Source organism: Ructibacterium sp. SJQ-7 (assembly GCF_054696575.1).
In genome coordinates this window covers 2,051,502-2,072,287 of record NZ_CP195193.1, presented here as the reverse complement: position 1 = coordinate 2,072,287, position 20,786 = coordinate 2,051,502, and the positions used below count along the sequence as shown (strand labels likewise).

Genomic DNA, 20,786 nt, shown 5'->3' with positions numbered 1-20,786 from the left:
GATTTTTCATCAATACATAACGTCCGACTTTCTGACACATTCACTGCAGCCGACACATTCTTCATCATCATTGATATAGTAATGTTCCGGTTCAAAAGCACCGCATACGGGACATACCGTTTCCCCGTCATATGAGTCATACTCACCGTAATTATCCGTCCTTGCAATTTCCATTGCCAAAATTGCCATTGGGTCATCGTTTGAATAAATCATAAGCACTCCTTTCTATCTTTTTAAGATACTTTATTGTTAAAAAATATATGCCAATCACTTGGCTATCTCTTTAAGACACTGTCATTATATCTCATCAAGATACTTTTGTCAAGTATAAATTTCTTTTTAGGATACTTTTAACAACATTTTGTTTACTTTTCAGATACTTTTATGTACAATGCTTGCAAAAAGTTTCAAAATATGATACTATATAATCAGTTACGAAATATGATTAGAAAGATTTTGGTGATTAAAATGACTACGGGCGAAAGAATTAAAATGCTCAGAAAAGAGCATAATTTAACCCAGGAGGAGCTTGGAGCAAAAATCGGTGTGCAAAAAGCGGCAATCCAAAAATACGAAAAAGGGACAGTAAAAAACATAAAACGCGACTCGCTTATAAAGCTTGCACAATGTCTTGATACTTCCCCCGAATATCTTCTCGGCTGGGAGGATATGCCGAATAACGTTGAAATAGCCGATACGTCAAACTATGTAAATATTCCGATAATCGGCAGAGTTGCGGCAGGTCTGAGCTGCTTTGCCGAAACGAATATCACAGATTACGAACCTGTCAATAAAAATGACGTTCGCGGTGACGAACCGTTCGTTTTTCTCCGTGTTGTCGGTGACAGTATGTATCCGCTTTTTATGGAGGGCGACCTTGTGCTTGTCAGATGTCAGTCATCAGTTGACAGTGGCAGTTATGCGGTTGTTATGATAGATGAAGAGGACGGCGTTGTAAAGAAAATCGTATACGGACCTGATTTTATCGAACTTCACTCCATAAACCCAATGTACCCTGTCAGACGTTTTGAAAACGAAGATGTTACACGTATTCGTGTATTCGGCTTGGTACGCGAGATAAAGCGAAAATTTTAGTCGAATTTGGAACAAATCAGTATAAATTTACGTCTAATAATATATATGATAAAGGAGTATAATATTGTATCAATATAAAACACTTTCAAACGGTATAAAAGTAGTTGCCGAAAAGATTGATTACCTAAAGTCAATCTCAATCGGAGTATGGGTAGGCAACGGCTCACGATATGAAAATAAAGAAGTAAACGGAATTTCTCATTTTATCGAGCATATGCTTTTTAAGGGAACGAAAAATCGCTCTGCGGCACAAATTGCACACGAAATAGATTCGGTCGGCGGTCAACTTGACGCATTTACTTCGCGTGAATATACTTGTTTTTATACAAAAACACTTGATTCGCATATTCCGATTGCACTTGAAATTCTTTCGGATATGCTTTATAATCCGATTCTTTCACCTGATGATATGGCACTTGAAAGACAGGTTATAAAAGAAGAAATCCATATGTATGAGGACAGTCCGGAGGATCTTGTGTATGACCTTTCGTCATATGCCGCATGGGGCGACACACCTATGGGCAGAACGATTCTCGGCACATATGAAAGCCTTGACGGCATAACACCGGATATAATGAGAAACTATATGAATAATCATTATACAAGTGCGAATACTATAATATCAGTATCAGGAAATTTTGACGATACGTTTTTTGAACTTCTTGAAAAGTATTTCGGTACAAAAAAAATGCTTGACACAAAACCGTATCTTCCCGATGCACCTTATATAAGCAAGAATAATATCGTAAAAGAAAAAGATATTGAACAAGTCCAGCTTGTCGCAACGTTCAAAGGCATTGATGTTATGGACGAATCGGTGTACAGTCTGCTTGTGTTTAACAACGTGTTCGGCAGCGGAATGTCGTCAAGATTGTTCCAAAACATACGCGAACAGCGTGGTTTGGTGTATTCGATAAGTGCGGGACACAGTGCGTATATCAATACGGGTGTATTTGATATTTCTGCCGGAATGAGTCCCGAAAGTCTTGGCGAAGTCGCACATCTTATTTCAAAAGAAATCAATACGATTAAACACAATAAGCTGACATCGGCAGAAATCACAAAAGCAAAAGAACAGCTTAAAGGCAATTATATACTTTCAAGCGAAAGCACAGGCGCAAGAATGCAAGGTGCAGGTCGTTCATTGCTTTTGAATAAACCGATATACACGCAGGAAGAAGCACTGAAAAAAATCGACGCAGTAAATGCCGATTCGGTTGCGGAAATAATAGACAGAGTTCTCGACAGTTCGACTATGTGTATTTCAGCAGTCGGACCTGTCAATAACGTTGACAATCTGTTTGAACTCGATTAAATAATGTATAAATATTAATTTATTATAAAATTTTAGCTAAAACACTTGCAATTTTATTGTATTTGTACTATGCTATAAATAAATGATATGCTATTTTTAGCAGAAAGGGTGAATATCATGGAATTTAACGAAACAATGAAAATCAACCTTGAGTTTGATAAGGAAAAGGAAGTCAGAGAAATAGTTGCCAAAGTATATGAGGCACTGAAAATCAAAGGCTATGATCCTATCAGCCAAATAGTAGGATATATCCTTTCAGGCGACCCGACCTACATAACAAGCTATAACGGTGCAAGAGGTCTGATTGTTAAAATAGAACGTGACGAACTTTTAGAGGAGTTTGCAAAAACATATATTAAAACGCTTTAATCAAATAAAAGGTATTTTATTCATACCTTTTGTTTGTACGCGAAAAATCCGTCATTTGACGGATTTTTTTAGTTTCATCACAATATTTTCTTTAATACCTGCATTACACCCTCATCATCATTTGACGGTGCGATGTATTTTGCAACTTTTTTAATTTCATCGTGTGCATTTTCCATGGCGTAACTTTCGCCGCAATTTCGGAGCATTTCATAATCATTCATATAATCACCGAACGCAACACATTCTTCGGGTGAAATACCGTAAATATCCTGAATAACCTTAATTGCGTTGCCCTTATTTACATTTGCATTAATAACATCAACCCAACTTTCCGCCGATAAAACAGCCTTCAAATCACCGCTTATATCCGCGAGTTTGGGAAGTATATTATCCTTCGCTCTTTTGTGGCAGTAAAGCGCAAGATTTAAAATATTATCCTTGCCCACCACCGATTTTATATCATCAACAGTTTCCAAACGCACATTGTATTGTGCAACATCGTTCATAACATATTCGGGCGGGTTTTCTATATAAGATGTTTTTTCGCACCCAAGCACAGGATAAATCCCTTTGTCCTCACTCACCAAATCAAGCACTTCCAATGCCTTATCGTCAGGAACGGGCATAATATGAATAACCTTGTCCTTTTCCATTATAATTCCGCCGTTTTCAGAAATAAAAATCAATTTATCCTTAATCGGATTAAATATATTCAAAAGACTGTAATACTGCCTTCCGCTTGCGACAACAAATTTCACGTTGGGATGTGATTCAATCATTTCAAACAGACCTTTCGGCAAACGCAGTTTACTGTCCAAAACAGTTCCGTCCATATCAAATGCAACAAGTTTTATTGATTTTTTCACACTAAAAAACCTCCTTTTGCTTATTATATACCGCAAAGGAGGTAATGTAAACATTTATTTTTTGTCAGCCTTTTTAATTTTAATTATGTATTCCGTTCCCCATTCAAAAGAATTTTCTTCAATTTTTGCATCTATACCGCTTTTTTTCATCAAATCAACAGCACGTTTTACGGTGTTTTTGAATACTTTAACATCTTTTGCAGTTGTTATGCGAAGGTCATTGATAGGTTTCGGCTTCGGAATATTCATAGTGCGTACAAGTTCTTCTGCTTGTGTAACATTCATATTGTCACGGCAAATAAGTTTGACAGCCTCAAGCTGTTTTTCTTCATTGTTAAGCAACAGTAAAGCCCTCGCGTGACGTTCCGTAAGGTCGTAATCTCTTATTAATTTTTTCACAAGCGGAGGTAGTTTTAATAATCGTATTTTGTTTGCAACCGATGCTTGACTTTTTCCGACTTTCAAAGCCAACTCCGTTTGTGTAAGTCCCTGTTCACGAATAAGACTTTTATAACTTTCCGCTATCTCAAAAAACGACAAATCCTCTCTCTGCAAATTTTCAAGTAAAGCCAAAATTGCCGATTTATCATTGTCAGCCTCAATTATAACCGCCGGTATTTCGTCAAGTCCCGCCATTTGTGCAGCACGAAAACGTCTTTCACCTGCTACAAGCTCATATTCACCGCTACGTCTGCGTACCGTTACCGGCTGAATTAAACCGTATTCCATTATAGAATTTTTCAATTCCTCCATAGCTTGCGGTTCAAAATATTTTCTCGGCTGATTAGGATTTGGTGCTATCATATAAAGCGGAAGTGATACAATCCGCATTTTATCTTGTACCGTTGATTTTCTAAGGAAACTAATCATGGAAATTTCTCCTATGCTAATTTACATTATTTTACACTGAATGGTTAAAAAATATATCCACACGCAAGGTAATCGATTAGTACTCTTTTTAATTTCCCTGAAATTAAAAAGAGTAACCAGCGATAATGTTCGGCATTGATGTTTACACTTGATGTAACAACATTATCGCTGTTTACCCTCGGTGGTGGAAGGTGTAAGACATTTTGGGGGTAGAACAAGGCCTTGGGGAAACCTTGTTAGAAATGTACCGTATCGATACTATCTGCCTTACATTTACTATTATAGCATAATATTTCCATATTGCAAGCACTTTTTGCAATTATAATTCGACAATATTCAATTTAATTTTTTTATTTCACCAAATTGTAACAAGTTCCAATAGGAGTTTTTGTTGCAATACCCGGTTTTCTCGGATATTTAAGCGGAGTTTGTCCTACTTTTTTTATAACTATTATCTTGTGTTTCAATTCGGTGAACGGAATTTCCGCCTCAACAATGTCCTCAATCTGTCCGCCGAGTATTTTTATGGCACGTTTAGCGTCCTTTACTTCCTGCTCTGCCAACGGGCCTTTCAAAGCAAGGAAGTAACCGCCTTGTTTCAAAAACGGAATACACCACTCCGAAAGCACAGTCAAATTAGCCACTGCACGCGACACAACGGTATCGAACTTACCTCTGTAATCTCTGTTTTTACCGCCGTCCTCCGCACGCGAATGGACAAATTCCACATCATTTATATCAACTTTTTCACAAACGTCCTTTAAAAAGTTAATTCGCTTATTAAGACTGTCAAGCAAAGTCAGCTTAATTTCAGGCTTTGCGATTTTCAGCACAAGTCCGGGGAAACCCGCACCTGTTCCGACGTCAATCACTTTTCCCTTGACATATCCCGTCTTTATTGCGGTCAGCGAGTCAAGAAAATGTTTTGTTACAATGCCCTCATCATCTGTTATCGCAGTAAGATTAATCTTTTCGTTCCACTCAACCAAAAGACGCGCATATTCCATAAGTTTATCAACTTGCACATCATCAAGCGGTATATCAAGCTGTCTGCTTCCGTTTATAATTAAATCCTTCATCATTCACCTATCCATTTTATAAAGATTTCAGCCAAGGTATCATCGGCTCAACATAAATAGCCTGATAACCGAGTTCGTTCGGATGAGTGCCGTCACCGTCAGGCTTACTTTCTGTTCCAAAATACAGCTTGCGCATATCATCGTCACGCACATTTACACCTGTATCGGAATTATTTTTTGCATACAAATCAAGATACGAAACATCCCACTTGTCGCATACTTCTTTTATACGCTCATAATACGATTCAAAATTACCTTCGGCGTCATATGTAAACGGATCATGTGTAATAACAAACCCTACTTTCGAGTTAGGAAAATCATTTCTAATTTCAAAAAACATTTTTTCCATACCGCCGGTCATTGTGTTTTCATCAAAATCACCGCTGAAACCGTCTGTAATTTCTCCAAGTTCCGAATGGCCCCAAAAATCATTCAAACCGCCCTCGGCAATGATATATTCATAATCGCCGTCAAGGTTATCGAGCATATCCGTAATATACGGTCTGTATCCGTCTGAATTTTCCGACCAATGCACATTGTCAGCAAGAGTAGCACCGCCCTTGCTGACATTTGTAACATTCATATTATATTGTTCCCCAATCAACTTGCCGTAACCGCCTTGCCAATTAGTGCCGTAACTGATACTGTCACCAATAAATGCAATTCTTTTGCCGTCAAGCGGATTTTCACCTTTAAAACTGCACGACGTAACAGTCATAACAGCAGTTATCATTAGTGAAATTATTTTATCCATATTTCTTACAACCACTTTTATCCCAAGATTTTTTCAATAAGTTCTGCAAGTTCCTCAGCTTTCTTTGTGATGTATTCTTCGTCCTTACCCTCAATCATAACACGAACAAGCGGTTCAGTACCCGAAGGTCTGATAAGGACTCTGCCCTCGCCGGCAAATTCATCTTCAAGAGCCTTGCAAGCCGCAGCTATTTCTTCATTTTCCATATAACTGTTTTTATTTTCAAGTTTTACAACGGCATTTCTAAGCACTTGCGGCATAACCGTTACAATGCTTGCCGCCTCAGACGCTTTCATACCTGTCTTTTTAAGTACCGATAAGAATTGCAAAGCACTTACAAGACCGTCACCTGTTGTGTTGTGGTCAAGGAAAATGATGTGACCGGATTGTTCACCGCCGATATTGTAACCCTTTGCAAGCATTTCTTCAAGTACATATCTGTCACCTACTTTTGTTCGCGGAATGTTGATACCGATTTTTTCACCTGCCATAAATAAGCCAAGATTACTCATAACCGTTGCAACAAGAGTATTTTGCTTCAATGTACCGTTATCACGCATAAACTTTGCACAAGCCGCCATAATCTGGTCACCGTCAATAAGCTTGCCGTTTTCGTCCACAGCCAACATTCTGTCCGCGTCACCGTCAAAAGCTATACCGATGTCCGCACCGATTGAAGTAACGTAAGCCTGTAAACTTTCCATATGAGTAGAACCGCACATATGATTGATGTTTACACCGTCAGGAGTGTTGTGTATAGCCTCAACGTTTGCACCAAGCTTGTTAAGAGCTTTGAAAGCAGTTTCATAACTTGCACCGTTTGCACAGTCAACAGCGATTTTCATACCGTCAAGACGGCAGTCAATCGTAGAAACAGCAAACGCAACATAATCCTCAACAGCGTTGTGGTTAGCACTTACATAACCGACTTTGCCGTGAGTAGGCAATTCTTCGATCGCCTTTTCACCAAGTATATAACTTTCAATTTCGTTTTCAATTCCGTCACTTAGCTTGTATCCGTCACTGTTAAAGAACTTTATACCGTTGTATTCGCATGGATTGTGAGATGCAGAGATAACAACACCTGCATCAGCCTTGTAGTATCTTGTAAGATATGCAACAGCCGGTGTAGGAACTACACCCAAAGGAATAACCTTTGCGCCCATCGAACAAAGTCCGGCAGTAAGAGCCGCCTCAAGCATATCACCTGATTTTCTTGTATCTTTACCAATAAGTATTCTCGGTCTTTTTGAAGAATGTTTTGTAAGCACATATGCACCGCTTTGACCTGTTTTAAAAGCCAATTCGGCAGTAAGGTCTTTGTTGGCGATACCTCTTATACCGTCCGTTCCAAATAGTTTTCCCATTCTTAATTTCCTCCTAATTAAACTAATCCTATTATATTATTATATAATAAAGATATACAAAAGTAAACCGTTTTTTGACAAAAAAAACTGCCGTTTAAAACGGCAGTCAGATTGTCGACAAATTGTCCGGAACGTGCAAGATATTATTTTTATATTTTATAATTTAATTTATAGCTATAAAAAATAACAGGCAAGCCTATCTTCGATATACGGCTTGCCTGTGCACTTTTTGCGAAAATAAACTCTAACGTACCCATGTACGCCGACGAGTTCATTTTCACAAAATCCGAACTAATTTCTCGACCTCTGCTATCGTGTCGGTATTTTTCCGACAGATTTAATTTTCTTATTAAAGGTCCGTAAACTTCTTACCGCCCATAAGGTGAAAATGTAAATGCGGAACAGTCTGACCGCCGTCCTCGCCACAGTTGTTTACAACTCTGTAACCGTTTTCGGCAAATCCCAATTCAGACGCAATCTGCGGTATCTTTTCCCATATAGCCGCAACATACTTTACGTTTTCCGCATTAATTTCATTCGCACTTGCAATGTGACACTTCGGCACAATAACAATGTGCTCCGGTGCTTGCGGATTGATGTCACGGAATGCTAACATCATATCATCTTCATATACCTTATTTGACGGAATTTCTCCGTCAATTATTTTGCAGAATAAACAATCCATTTTATTCACTCCTTTGTATTTCACACCACCCCTCAGTCGGCTTTGCCGACAACTCCCCTCTTTGGGAGCCTTTTTGCCTCTCCTTAAGGAGAGGTGGCACGCAGTGCCGGAGTGGTGACTCATATCTATTCTCTATTATCTTTTCTCTCTTATCTATTATATCTTTCGTACGGGCGGTCATCGGCCGCCCTTTTAATACCTCAACATTGCGGGCGACCAATGGTCGCCCCTACAATACAATAGTCCAAACCGTTTACGCTATTCTCAATTACTTAATCTGTTCCGCAACGATTTCGTCAACCTTAGCCAACGCGTCATCAATCTTGCTCGCGTCACTGCCGCCGCCTTGCGCCATATCAGGCTTACCGCCGCCGCGGCCGCCTGCAACAGCCGTAATATCCTTAATAATCTTACCGCAATGAACGCCCAGCTTAACAGCCTCCTTTGACGCCATAGCAACAAACGTAATCTTACCGTCAGTTTCAGCACCCATAACAGCAACACTGTTCGGAACTTCCGCCTTAATCTTATCAGCCATAGACTTCATTTCATCAGCACCCATACCGTCAACCTGTGCGGTAATCAAGCTGATTTCGCCGATATGCTTAATACCTGTCATAATGTTGTTTGCCTTTGCGGCAGCCATTTTTTCCTTAAACGAATCAACAGCCTTTTCAAGCTCACGGCACTGTGCCATAACGCTTTCAGCCTTGTGATCAATTTCATTAATTTGATTAATCTTTAACGCAGCCGCAGTCTTTTCAATAAGTCTGTCACTGTTATTGATATATTCAAGCACACCCTTACCAGTCACAGCCTCAATACGTCTTACACCTGCCGCAACACCGCTTTCAGAAATAATCTTAAACAAACCGCATTGAGCAGTATTTGTAAGGTGAGTACCGCCACAGAATTCAACACTGTAATCGCCGACAGAAACAACTCTTACAACATCACCGTACTTTTCTCCGAACAATGCAATAGCGCCAAGCTTTTTAGCTTCTTCAATCGGCAATTCCTGTACAGTCACATCAATGCTTTCAAGAATTTTCTCATTAACAATATCTTCAGCCTGTTTGATCTGTTCAGTTGTCATAGCCTCAAAGTGAGAGAAGTCAAAACGAAGTCTGTCACTTTCAACAAGCGAACCTGCTTGCGCAACGTGTGAACCAAGTACATCACGAAGTGCCTTGTCAAGAATATGAGTTGCAGTATGGTTACGGCAAACGTCTGTTCTGTGAACCTTGTCAACAGACATTGTAACTGTATCGCCAACCTTAATCGGTGTAAGCTGAACTTCTGTTTCGTGAAGATAATAACCGTCCTCTGTCTTTGTTGTATTAACAACATTTGCAGCCTTACCGTTTATTGTGATAGTACCGATGTCACCTACCTGACCGCCCATTTCAGCATAGAAAGGAGTTTTGTCTGTAACGATAAATCCCTTTTGATTTTCGATTATTGTATCACAAACGCCCTCTTCCTCAACAACAATGCCGACAACTTTTGCGTCTGTTTCAAGTGTATCGTAACCGACAAATACAGTCGGCTCTGCATTTTCAAATTCAAATGTTTCGTTGCCGTCCCAGCTTGAACCGATACCACAATTACTTCTTCCCTTATCCTTTTGTTCCTGCATAGCTTTGTTAAAGCCGTCAATGTCAACCTCAAGACCTTTTTCTTCAGCCATTTCTAATGTAAGGTCAACAGGGAAACCATATGTGTCGTGAAGTTTAAATGCCTCTTTACCGGTAAGCTCTTTTCTGCCCTCTTTTTGAGCTGCCTCAATATATCCGTTAAGTACGTTAAGACCGTTGTCGATTGTAGCGTCAAAGCGTTCTTCTTCTTTCTTGATTATGTTTCTGATATAATCTCTCTTTTCATCAAGTTCCGGATAAGCACCCTTTGAACATTCAATTACAGTATCTGCAACTTCAAACAAGAACTGCTTGTTTATACCAAGTAATTTGCCATGTCTTGCGGCACGTCTTAAAAGACGGCGAAGAACGTAACCTCTGCCCTCATTTGACGGAATAACACCGTCTGAAACCATCATAACCGTACTTCTGATATGGTCGGTTATGACTCTTAGAGAAACGTCTTTTTTATCGTCCTTTTTGTATTCAATATTTGCGATACGGCAAATATGTTTCATAACGTCTTGAACAATGTCAATCTCAAAAAGATTGTCAACACCCTGCATAACAACGGCAAGTCTTTCAAGACCCATACCCGTATCAATGTTAGGATTCGGTAAACGGTTATAGTTGCCGTCCTCGTCTTTGTCGAACTGCGTAAATACAAGATTCCAAACTTCCATAAATCTGTCACATTCACAGCCGACACCGCAGCCGGGCTCACCGCAGCCGTATTCTTCGCCGCGGTCAAAATATATTTCCGAACAAGGACCGCAAGGACCTGTACCGTGTTCCCAGAAGTTGTCCTCTTTACCAAGCTTAACGATGTGAGTAGGGTCAACGCCAACTTCATTTACCCAAATATCTCTTGCCTCGTCATCTTCTTCATACACTGAAATCCAAAGACGTTCCTGAGGAATTTCCATAACCTTTGTGAAGAATTCCCACGCCCAAGCAGTTGCCTCTTTTTTAAAGTAATCTCCGAAAGAGAAGTTACCGAGCATTTCAAAGAAAGTGCCGTGACGTGCAGTCTTACCGACATTTTCAATATCACCTGTTCTGATACATTTCTGACAAGTCGTAACTCGTCTTTTAGGTGCTGTTTCAGGGTTTTGGAACCAAGGTTTCATAGGTGCCATACCCGAATTTATAAGTAACAAACTTGCGTCATTCTTCGGTATAAGCGGAAAACTTCCAAGTCTTAAACAACCTTTTGATTCAAAAAAGCTAAGAAACTTTTCACGAATCTCATTTACGCCCATTGATTTCATAATTTATCTATTCTCCTTTGTTTTTATACTAACTTATCTTATTTATTATATAAAATATCCTGTGCTATGTCAAGCTGAATACAACATTAAAGCACAATTTCCGTTTTATAAAATTCTTTTATCATTTTCACCATATATTCCGTGTCACGACTTCCCGCCGTTTCGTATGACGAGTGCATGGCAAGCTGTGCAAGACCTATGTCTGCGGTATTCAGTGAAACCTTTTCATTTGAAAGATTTCCAAGCGTTGAACCGCCCGGAATATCACTTCTGTTTGCATACATCTGATACGGCACGCCTGCATTTTTGCACACATACTTAACAACCGCCTCCGATACCGCATCAGTGGTGTATCTTTGATTTGCATTGTACTTAATCACAATACCGCCGTTCATATACACACGGTTTGTAGCGTCCGACTTGTCCGCAAAATTCGGATGCACCGCATGAGCATTGTCGCACGATAACATAAAGCTTTTAGCAACGGCTCTTTTGTACGTTTCCGAATTATTGCAAATTCTTTCAAGCACATCACGCAAAAATGACGATTTAGCACCTTGCTTTGTACCGCTGCCGACTTCTTCATTGTCAAACGCGGCGAAAACATTTACATTATCATCACTTTCGGAATTTAAAAATCCCTCAAGTGTACTGTACATACACTGTAAATCATCAATTCGCGGTGCAGAAAAATATTCTCCGTCTGCGCCCAAAACAGTACCGCGCATACGATTGTAAAGCGACAAATCAAAACCCAATATTTCCTCTTTATCTACTCCGACATTTTCTGCAATAATATCCTCAATTCTGCCGTTTTTCTCCGACGCTATCGGACACATATCACGTCTTATATTAAATTCATAACCCTTGTTAATATCTCTGCTCATATGAATTGCAAGTGACGGAATAACAAGCAAATCCCTGTCTATATTGACAAGTTTCGTTTCAACCTTACCGTTCTTTGCCGTAACAATTCTTCCGCTTATCGACAGCGGTCTGTCAAGCCACGACGACATTATCATACCGCCGTAACCCTCAACACTCAACTTTATACAACCGTCCGCATTTATTTCAAAATCAGGCTTTAGCTTGAATGACGGCGAATCGGTATGAGAGGCACAAATCATAAACGCACCGAAATCTTTTTTCGGCATTTCAAACGCAATTATTGATGACGAATTTCGTATAACGTAATATTTACCGCCGCTTTGTACATCCCACTTGTCGCCCTCAAGAAGTTCCGTAAAACCGTTTTCGTCAAGCCTGTCCTTTGCGGTTTTGACCGCATGGTAACAATCCGTACTTTTTCCGATAAAATCGATTAACTTTTCTGTATAACTCATTGTTAAGCCCTCTTTATTCAAATCTGATGTTTCCGCCGCCCGCATTCGCTTTAACCGCAGTACCGCGTCGTTTTAAACCGTATATGTCGGTAAGTTCGTATTCAAAAATATAAGCTCCGTCTGAAATATTTGCTTTTTTCACACCGCCGAACATTTTTAAAGTCCATGAACCTGTTATATTGTCGTTTGAGTTGTGTTCCACGTCATATACCGCAAGAATAGGAGTTATTTTATCAAAGGAACCAATCTTTTTCAAATTCGTATATGCTCTGCCGTTTGTCGAATCAAGACCGCCCCAAGCACCGATAATTTTGTAACTGTCTTTTTCGGTATCGTGCATAATGCGAACATTGCTTCTTTTGCCGTTTAATATAATCGGTGCCGAATAAATCTCGTAACCGTCATATTTTCCGACAAGATTAACCGATATATTTTTACCGCATAATCTAAGCATTTTGCCGTTAAAATTATCTTTAAAAATACCTGCGTCCCAGTCACCGTCCAAATCGCTGTATTTACCTATATATGTATAGTTTCCGCTCTTTTTATCCGCCTTATACACGTTTATATCCACACTTTTGAACATATCCATATTGCCGAGAATATTCAGTTCATATGAATTGCCGTCCAAAATAGTCTTATATTCCATAGTCTGCATATCTTGATTATATGTATTCCACGCCCAAGAAGAATTAAAATCTTCTGTATTTGAGGAATCTTCTACATTGCACCCGGTACATATCTTGCGTAGAAATTCTTTATATTTAACACTGTTTGAAATCTCCATATACTCTTGAAGTTCGTCATTGTTTTCCCAAAGCGGATAATATAGTGCAAGACCTGTTGAATTAGCTTTTCTCTCACCGCACACTCTGTATAAAACGGTTTCATTTAACGTGTTAATAAGCACGTCCGACGTGTTTCCGACAAATTCACTTGTTTTAACCGCCATATCGCCTAAATCAACAGAATTTGAAAATCCCTCATCAACCGTTGCACCGCCGTAAAGCTGTACACCGCTTATCGCCTTTGAAAGATTGACATAATTTAAAAGGCTGTCCGTTGCGGTAAGCATATCGCCTGCCATACCGTCAAACGCCTGATTAAGCGTAGACATATTGTCTAAAGCAACGCAAGACATTGCCGCGTCTTTGTCAGTGCCTTTTTCTTCACACTTTGCATAATATCCGTCACACACTGCCTCACCGATACCTTTAGAATCAGTTGACGGATTGTCGGACAAATACTGTAAAACATATTCATAATTCCATTCATCATTTCCGATAACGTCCTGCGGTGCAGTCATATAATCGGCACACATAGACATCTCCGCCGCAATTTCAAGACTTCCCATAAGTGACGAATCGAAAGACAGCATATCAAAATTCACGCCCGCCGCACTGATTCCGTATGAAATTTCTTCAAGATTAAGGCTGTCGTTGCCGTTAAGCTCGTCATAAGCCATACCGTTTATCAATCCGCCGCCTGCACCTGATAAAATAAGCATATAATGGTTTGCTTTATACTTTGACGTGCCCCACGATATAAAATTAGCAAGAGTATTGTAGTCACCCATATTTGCCGCCATAGACTGATCCTCAAGATAAAGTTTATTCTTATCGGCTTTAAATCTCTGACAATAATCGCTGTATATATTCTTAGTGTGCCACTTACTGCTGCCGCCTGTTTGCACAATGACATTTATATTGTCCGAATAATTTACATTCATAATTTCATCAAGTTTTTTTGAATAATCACCGTTTACGGATTCATCGTCACCGCCGCACATATATATAAGAACAGTCCAAGCCTTGTTACCCCCTTGACTTTCGGTATTACTTTCATAAACCACCTTATTTGAAGAACACGCCGTAAGCATAAGAACCGTCAAAACTGCAGTTATTATAAGCGTAACTCTTTTCATAGCCTTACCCCTCCATAAATTTATATAATGTAAAAAGGTGTTGCAAAGATTTCTCTTATACAACACCTTCTCAGTTCATTTTTAATTACGCTTGTGCAGGAGCGCCTACCGGACAGACACCGGCACATGCACCACATTCGATACAAGTAGCGTCATCTATAACGTATTGAGCGTCGCCCTCGCTGATTGCACTTACAGGACATTCAGCAGCGCAAGCACCGCATGAAATGCAAGCATCAGAAATCTTATATGCCATTGAAATACACCTCCTCATTTGATATTGCTGATATGATTATAACACGAAAATTGATATACTTCAATAGTTTTTCAAAATATTTTACTCACCGATTTCTTCCTCTGAAGGCTCGTTGTTTTTGCCTTTTTTGAGAACTTTAACGTCCGCAACGTTAAACTCTTTTAAAGTTTTTTCGTTTTCGTCGTCAAGTTTAACTTTAACCAGACCTTTAAGCAAGCTGACATATTCAACACTGCCCGTACCTTCGGGAGTTTTTACGATAGCACCCTGTTTCGGTGTAACCTTTAAAAGTTCCTCATATGTATCCTGTTCATATTTCAAACAACACATAAGACGTCCGCAAGCACCCGAAATTTTAGTCGGATTAAGTGAAAGTCCCTGTTCCTTTGCCATTTTTATAGACACCGGAGCGAACTCACCGAGGAACTGACTGCAACATAAACCTCTGCCGCATACACCGATACTTCCGAGAGTTTTCGCCTCATCTCTGACGCCGATTTGACGAAGTTCAATTCTTGTCTTAAAGACCATAGCCAAGTCTTTTACAAGTTCACGGAAGTCAATTCTTCCGTCCGCGGTAAAATAGAATAAAATCTTGTTTCCGTCAAATGTGTATTCAACTTCGACAAGCTTCATTTCAAGCTTGTGATTTTGAATTTTCTCCAAACATATCTTGTAAGCCTCTTTTTCAAGCTCTCTGTTCCTTTTGCTTTTTTCGGTATCTTCTTCGGTTGCGATACGGATAACACCCTTTAAAGGTTTCTTGAATTGGTTGTTATCAATAGCCTTTTTGCTCATAACGACCTCACCGTATTCAATACCTCTTGAAGTTTCGACAATTACACTGTCGCCTTGTTTTATATCAAAATCAAGCGGATCAAAATAGTACGTTTTGCCTGCCGGCTTAAATCGTACCCCTATCACGTTTACCATATTATAAAACCATTCCTTCCAAAATGTTTAAGCTTTGCTGTTTTTCGCTCTGCTCTTAATCTTTTCAGCCATTTTCTGCGACGGCTCAAAAACAAGCATATTTTCTATTCTGTTCTTTTCGTAAACAACATACCAAACCTTTTTAGGCGAAAATACACTCGCACGCATATTGTATATCGTTTTCGGAGTTTTTTTCGGTTTTTGTCTGGTAACAGACTTCACGTCCGATATATAAAATTCAACTTCTTTGTTTCTGTGACCGATTGCACGGTTTACGCGTACAATATCGTCTTTTATGCTGTAAGTAAATATCGCCGCATAACGCGTTAAGACAAAGAAACCCAATATACAAAATAAAAGTATCGTTATTATCGTACCGATTATTTTGTAGCTTGGCAAAATAAAAATTATATATTGTCCTAAAATCATAAATATGACAGCCCATAAAAGCGAAAATATAAATTCTTTTCCGCCGCCTGTTCTCTTTTCTTCCACTTCCCGAAAACTCCTTAAAACATCATTGTCTAATCTAATTAATTATAATATAAAACAATAAAATTGTCAACTCTCCGCATAAATAGCGATTGATCACCTCAAGCCACCACTCCGTCACTTCGTGACACCTCTCCTCAAGGAGAGGCTTTTTAATATACGCCCTCTTCCGTAAGGCTCCCCTTGAGGGGAGCTGTCGGCAACGCCGACTGAGGGGTGGTTCTGTCTATTATTTTTTCTATTCTCTCTTATCTGTTATCTGCAACGCGGGACACCGATGCACCGTTTCCATACTTTCACACAATCCGCATCTCATTCAAAACGGGCGACCAATGGTCGCCCCTACACACCGCTATACTGCACTTACTTCGTAGGGGCGGTCATCGGCCGCCCTATAAGTTTTACATACACAAACGGATTCGCCACATATCCTGCTTTCTTCGTAGGGGCGGTCATTGGCCGCCCTATAAGTTTTACATACACAAACGGTTCCGACACATATCCTACTTTCTTCGTAGGGGCGGTCATTGGCCGCCCTATAAGTTTTACATACGCAAACGGATTCGCCACATATCCTACTTTCTTCGTAGGGGCGGTCATCGGCCGCCCTATAAGTTTTACATACACAAACGGTTCCGACACATATCCTACTTTCTTCGTAGGGGCGGTCATTGGCCGCCCCTATAAGGCTCCCCTTGTGGGGAGCTGTCGGCAACGCCGACTGAAGGGTGGCTTTTCTGTCATTTTCTTCTAAGCATATTAATCATTTCCGAAATCGTCTTAATCCCGTAAGCCGCAAAACCGTCCGGAATTTTCACACCTCTAAGCGATTGTTTCGGCACAATCGCCGACTTAAACCCAAGTTTCGCCGCCTCATTAATACGCTTTTCAAGCTGCGAAACACCTCTAAGTTCACCGCCAAGACCGACTTCACCGATAAAAATCATATCCGGCGGCAGAGGAATATCCGACTGACTTGTCGCGACAGCGGCACAGATACCCAAATCAACCGCCGTTTCATCAATTCGAAGTCCGCCTGCAACATTCACATAAATGTCTGAATTTGACAAATTCATTCTTGCACGTTTTTCAAGTACTGCGATAAGCAACAGCACACGATTAACGTCAATACCGTTTGTCATACGACGCGGATTACCGAATCCGGTCGGTGTAACAAGTGCTTGAATTTCAGCCATAACACCACGACTGCCCTCCATTGTACACACAATCGCACTGCCCGATATATCAACATTTCTGCCCTCCAAAAGCATCATTGACGGATTTTCGACTTCTCTGAGACCGCTGTCACACATTTCAAATACACCGATTTCGTTAGTCGAGCCAAAACGATTTTTAACCGCTCTTAAAATTCTGAACGAAAGCTGTCTGTCACCCTCAAAATAAAGCACACAGTCAACCATATGTTCAAGCACTCTCGGGCCAGCAATCGCGCCCTCTTTTGTAACGTGACCGACTATAAACATAGAAATACCGAGCGACTTTGCAATGTGCATAAAAGCATTTGTAGCCTCTCTTACCTGCGGAACACTTCCCGCCGCAGAGGCAATATCCTGTCTGTTCATCGTTTGAATTGAGTCAATAATAACAATGTCGGGTTTAATTTCGTTTATACATTCGATGACCGTTTCAACATCTGTTTCGGAAACAAGATATAGATTTTCCGTTGTAACGCCCAATCTTTCAGCGCGAATTTTAATTTGTCCCTCCGATTCCTCACCCGAAACATATAAAATTTTTCTTTCTTCACCGGCTTTTTGGCAAATTTGCAAAAGTAATGTTGATTTACCGATACCCGGATCACCGCCTACAAGTATTAATTCCCCCTGTACAATTCCGCCGCCAAGCACTCTGTCAAGTTCCTGTAAACCTGTTTTGTAACGTGTTTCATATCCGACTTTTACATCACCGATTTTTTTCGGCATACGCACACTTCCGCCGTTACTTATAGACATTGCACGCGTTGCAGACGTTTTCTTTTCCGTAATAACCGTTTCCTGTATGGTGTTCCAACTGTTACAGCCGGGACATTTTCCCAGCCACTTCGGTGATTTGTACCCACATTCACTGCATATATATGTCGTTTTTGTTTTCATTCCGATTCCTTTCATTTATCAGTATTGCCACCATTCCGTCACTTCGTTACACCTCTCCTCAAGGAGAAGCTTTTCGGCTCCCTTTGAGGGGAGCTGTCGGCAACGCCGACTGAGGGGTGGCATATCCCCACCACAAAAATTATATCCATAATTTTATAACTTTCCACCCACACTGTCAAGCCGCAAATATTACGCTCACATTGCGGTTTGCATAATTTACATTACAGCAATGTTACAGCTATGTTAATATCCACTCTATCCACGTACTTATCCACGCAATTCACGCCCGATTTATCCGCAAATATCAAAGTTATCCACGCGTTATGCACCCAGCGTGGATAACTTTATTAACACATTCACAGTTTACATAACCTTTTCTGTCCCCAAAATTTTTATATTCCGAAAATTCAAAAAAATAATACTTATAACGTCAATATTTTTCGGAATAGCCTTGACAAACACCGTCAGTTTTTATAAACTATATGTATATGTAATTATGTAATAATTTGAAAGGATGACTTTTTTATAATGAATAACGCAGATAAAACAATGGACAAAATCGTAGCGCTTTGTAAAGGCAGAGGCTATGTGTACCCCGGCAGTGAAATTTACGGTGGTCTTGCAAATACTTGGGATTACGGTCCTCTCGGTGTTGAATTTAAAAACAACGTAAAAAAAGCTTGGTGGAAAAAGTTCATACAGGAATCAAAATATAATGTAGGTCTTGACTGTGCAATCCTTATGAACCCTGAAACATGGGTTGCGTCAGGTCACGTTGGCGGTTTCTCGGATCCTCTTATGGACTGTAAAGAATGTAAATCACGTCACAGAGCGGACAAGCTGATTGAAGACTTTGCACACGAAAAAGGTGAAGACATCACAGTTGACGGTTGGAGCAAAGAAAAGATGGTTGAATACATCACCGAAAATAACATTGTCTGCCCAAAATGCGGCAAGCAAAACTTTACGGATATTCGTGAATTTAACCTTATGTTCAAGACATTCCAAGGTGTTACAGAAGATTCTTCATCAGTAGTATATCTTCGTCCCGAAACCGCACAAGGTATTTTCGTAAACTTCAAAAACGTACAACGTACAAGCCGTAAAAAAGTACCTTTCGGTATCGGACAAATCGGTAAATCATTCAGAAATGAAATCACACCGGGTAACTTCACATTCCGTACAAGAGAATTTGAGCAAATGGAGCTTGAATTTTTCTGTGCACCCGGTACAGACCTTGAGTGGCACGCATATTGGAAAGAATATTGTATGAATTTCCTACTTAACCTTGGTATAAGAAAGGAAAACTTGCGTTTCAGAGATCACTCACCTGAAGAACTTGCATTCTATTCAAATGCAACTGCCGATATTGAATTTGTATTCCCATTCGGTTGGGGTGAACTTTGGGGTATTGCAGACAGAACCGATTATGACTTAAAGCAACATATGGAACACAGCGGTGAAAGTATGGAATATATGGACCCAATCACAAACGAAAAATACGTTCCGTATTGTATCGAGCCGTCACTTGGTGCAGACAGAGTTGCACTTGCATTCCTTGTTGAGGCATATGACGAAGAAGAACTTGAGGGTGGTGACACAAGAGTTGTTATGCACTTGCATCCGGCGCTTGCACCGATAAAGGCTGCCGTTCTTCCGCTTTCAAAGAAACTTGACGAAGGTGCAACAGCTGTATACGAACAGCTTTCAAAGAAGTTCAACTGTGAATATGACAATGCCGGTTCAATCGGTAAGCGTTACAGAAGACAAGACGAAATCGGTACACCGTACTGTATCACATACGACTTTGATTCAGCAGAAGATAACTCGGTTACAGTCCGTGACAGAGATACAATGGAACAGCAGAGAATTAAGATTGACGAACTTGAAAAGTTCTTGGAAGGAAAATTAGAATTTTAATAATGTTGTTGGTGGGGGTAAATTGCTATGAAATTTGTTGATGAATTTAAAGATTTTATATCTCGCGGAAACGTAGTTGATATGGCAGTCGGCGTTGTGGTCGGCGGTGCATTTAAAAGCATTGTAGATTCACTCGTTGCCGACATTATTAATCCGGGTATAGCATATGTTGTATCTCTTATAACAGGTGCACTCAAAACAGCCGCTACAAGTACAGTCGGTGACACAAGTGCTGTTGAATCGGTTATGGATATGTCTAAATGGATAATTCCGGGTACATCAATAAATATCGGTAATTTCCTTTCGGCTATTATTAATTTCCTTATCCTTGCATTTATAATTTTCTGCGTAGTTAAGGGACTTAATAAACTAAATGATAAATTCAAAAAGAAAGTTGAGGAAGAAGTCACTCCTGCAGGTCCTACCCAAGAAGAACTTCTTGCCGAAATACGCGATTTGTTAAAAGACAAAGAATAATACAAAACCCAATCGAACG

The 20,786-nt window shown here is 40.0% G+C and carries 19 protein-coding genes; 5 read left to right on the top strand and 14 right to left on the bottom strand.

What is annotated here, in order from left to right; genetic code table 11:
- Positions 1-9: 9 nt before the first annotated feature.
- Positions 10-213, bottom strand: a complete 204-nt coding sequence (locus ACSAMO_RS08960) for a hypothetical protein (protein WP_499209160.1) — start codon at positions 211-213, stop codon at positions 10-12.
- A gap of 228 nt (positions 214-441) precedes the next feature.
- On the opposite strand from ACSAMO_RS08960, the gene ACSAMO_RS08955 reads away from it, so the two are divergent.
- From ACSAMO_RS08955 to ACSAMO_RS08945, 3 genes are all read left to right on the top strand, one after another.
- Positions 442-1,095: a LexA family protein gene (locus tag ACSAMO_RS08955; protein WP_412274681.1), complete on the top strand. Its 654-nt coding sequence runs from the start codon at positions 442-444 to the stop codon at positions 1,093-1,095.
- Between the two features lie 64 nt (positions 1,096-1,159).
- Positions 1,160-2,410 (top strand): M16 family metallopeptidase, encoded by a 1,251-nt coding sequence (locus ACSAMO_RS08950; RefSeq protein WP_499209159.1) that lies wholly within the window; start codon positions 1,160-1,162, stop codon positions 2,408-2,410.
- A gap of 117 nt (positions 2,411-2,527) precedes the next feature.
- On the top strand, positions 2,528-2,779 hold the full coding sequence (locus ACSAMO_RS08945) for an IreB family regulatory phosphoprotein (RefSeq protein WP_022228898.1): 252 nt from the start codon (positions 2,528-2,530) through the stop codon (positions 2,777-2,779).
- A 77-nt stretch (positions 2,780-2,856) separates the two neighbouring features.
- Here ACSAMO_RS08945 and ACSAMO_RS08940 read toward each other — a convergent pair whose 3' ends face one another.
- From ACSAMO_RS08940 to radA, 13 genes are all read right to left on the bottom strand, one after another.
- Entirely contained in the window at positions 2,857-3,645 is a 789-nt protein-coding gene (locus ACSAMO_RS08940) for an HAD family hydrolase (protein WP_337600869.1), read from the bottom strand.
- A gap of 54 nt (positions 3,646-3,699) precedes the next feature.
- Positions 3,700-4,515 (bottom strand): ParB/RepB/Spo0J family partition protein, encoded by an 816-nt coding sequence (locus tag ACSAMO_RS08935; protein WP_337600870.1) that lies wholly within the window; start codon positions 4,513-4,515, stop codon positions 3,700-3,702.
- Positions 4,516-4,865: 350 nt separating this feature from the next.
- Positions 4,866-5,597, bottom strand: coding sequence for a 16S rRNA (guanine(527)-N(7))-methyltransferase RsmG (gene rsmG / locus ACSAMO_RS08930; protein ID WP_117966694.1), 732 nt, complete (start codon positions 5,595-5,597; stop codon positions 4,866-4,868).
- A gap of 13 nt (positions 5,598-5,610) precedes the next feature.
- Positions 5,611-6,348 carry an SGNH/GDSL hydrolase family protein gene (locus ACSAMO_RS08925; protein ID WP_147364929.1) on the bottom strand — a complete coding sequence of 246 codons (738 nt, stop codon included), beginning with the start codon at positions 6,346-6,348 and terminating at the stop codon, positions 5,611-5,613.
- A gap of 17 nt (positions 6,349-6,365) precedes the next feature.
- Complete coding sequence (gene glmM, locus ACSAMO_RS08920) at positions 6,366-7,715, bottom strand: phosphoglucosamine mutase (RefSeq protein WP_147514727.1); 1,350 nt, start codon at positions 7,713-7,715, stop codon at positions 6,366-6,368.
- Between the two features lie 349 nt (positions 7,716-8,064).
- The gene (locus tag ACSAMO_RS08915) at positions 8,065-8,400 is read right to left on the bottom strand and encodes a histidine triad nucleotide-binding protein (RefSeq protein ID WP_022230837.1); all 336 of its coding nucleotides are present in this window, start codon (positions 8,398-8,400) and stop codon (positions 8,065-8,067) included.
- Positions 8,401-8,668: 268 nt separating this feature from the next.
- Positions 8,669-11,308 (bottom strand): alanine--tRNA ligase, encoded by a 2,640-nt coding sequence (alaS, locus tag ACSAMO_RS08910; protein ID WP_499209158.1) that lies wholly within the window; start codon positions 11,306-11,308, stop codon positions 8,669-8,671.
- 86 nt (positions 11,309-11,394) lie between these two features.
- Entirely contained in the window at positions 11,395-12,651 is a 1,257-nt protein-coding gene (locus ACSAMO_RS08905) for a M18 family aminopeptidase (protein WP_499209157.1), read from the bottom strand.
- A 13-nt stretch (positions 12,652-12,664) separates the two neighbouring features.
- Positions 12,665-14,575: a clostripain-related cysteine peptidase gene (locus tag ACSAMO_RS08900; RefSeq protein WP_499209156.1), complete on the bottom strand. Its 1,911-nt coding sequence runs from the start codon at positions 14,573-14,575 to the stop codon at positions 12,665-12,667.
- Between the two features lie 85 nt (positions 14,576-14,660).
- Entirely contained in the window at positions 14,661-14,831 is a 171-nt protein-coding gene (gene fdxA / locus ACSAMO_RS08895) for a 4Fe-4S ferredoxin (protein ID WP_117966705.1), read from the bottom strand.
- An 81-nt stretch (positions 14,832-14,912) separates the two neighbouring features.
- Entirely contained in the window at positions 14,913-15,764 is an 852-nt protein-coding gene (locus tag ACSAMO_RS08890) for a PSP1 domain-containing protein (protein ID WP_499209155.1), read from the bottom strand.
- A 27-nt stretch (positions 15,765-15,791) separates the two neighbouring features.
- Positions 15,792-16,259, bottom strand: a complete 468-nt coding sequence (locus tag ACSAMO_RS08885; protein ID WP_117966710.1) for a DUF6106 family protein — start codon at positions 16,257-16,259, stop codon at positions 15,792-15,794.
- Between the two features lie 737 nt (positions 16,260-16,996).
- Positions 16,997-18,370 carry a DNA repair protein RadA gene (gene radA, locus ACSAMO_RS08880; RefSeq protein WP_147514733.1) on the bottom strand — a complete coding sequence of 458 codons (1,374 nt, stop codon included), beginning with the start codon at positions 18,368-18,370 and terminating at the stop codon, positions 16,997-16,999.
- Positions 18,371-18,898: 528 nt separating this feature from the next.
- Between radA and ACSAMO_RS08875 the strand changes: the two genes are divergently transcribed.
- Both ACSAMO_RS08875 and mscL read left to right on the top strand, forming a co-directional pair.
- Complete coding sequence (locus tag ACSAMO_RS08875; protein WP_147514734.1) at positions 18,899-20,290, top strand: glycine--tRNA ligase; 1,392 nt, start codon at positions 18,899-18,901, stop codon at positions 20,288-20,290.
- Positions 20,291-20,317: 27 nt separating this feature from the next.
- The gene (mscL, locus tag ACSAMO_RS08870; protein ID WP_118446124.1) at positions 20,318-20,767 is read left to right on the top strand and encodes a large conductance mechanosensitive channel protein MscL; all 450 of its coding nucleotides are present in this window, start codon (positions 20,318-20,320) and stop codon (positions 20,765-20,767) included.
- Positions 20,768-20,786: the final 19 nt, after the last annotated feature.